This window comes from Mesorhizobium caraganae (assembly GCF_016836705.1).
Lineage (GTDB): Bacteria > Pseudomonadota > Alphaproteobacteria > Rhizobiales > Rhizobiaceae > Mesorhizobium > Mesorhizobium caraganae.
On the sequence record NZ_JAFCGY010000151.1, the window covers coordinates 1 to 446 of the forward strand.

The window sequence follows — 446 nt, forward strand, 5'->3', positions numbered from 1 at the left end:
GCAGGGCTATCGCATATGAGTAAAGAGGTCATAGAAGAAGTCTTTGCTCCAGTTTGCCCTTCGCATCTTGCTGGCGATAGGTTTGTCGAGCGGATGGGCAGCCAAGATGTTTTGCGCGAGCCTTCGGATGACAGCCAAGTTTTGTGGAGCGTTGTCCTTTCGGGTGCGGGCGTCATCTTCATGGAAGACGACATCGAGGCTCCAGTGCAACTGGTTCTCGATCGTCCAGTGGGCACGTACGGTCTGGGCCAGTTTCCTGGGCGTCAGCAGCTTGGAGAGCACGATGTAGCGGACCGACGTAGCCGTCTTGTCGTCGGCCGTGCGCAGGGCCTCGATGCGGCCGATGGCCTTGAGGCCGGGGAACACGGGCAGATCCTTGAGTTTGGCAAGCGGCAAGATGCTGGCTCGGCGCACTTCAGTGCGGCCGTGAGCCGTATCGCGCGTCT

1 protein-coding gene is annotated in these 446 nt (G+C 59.6%); it reads right to left on the reverse strand.

What is annotated here, in order from left to right; translation table 11 throughout:
• Positions 1-6: 6 nt before the first annotated feature.
• On the reverse strand, positions 7-446 hold a 440-nt coding region (locus JQK88_RS36875), incomplete at its 5' end, for an ISAs1 family transposase (protein ID WP_312037400.1).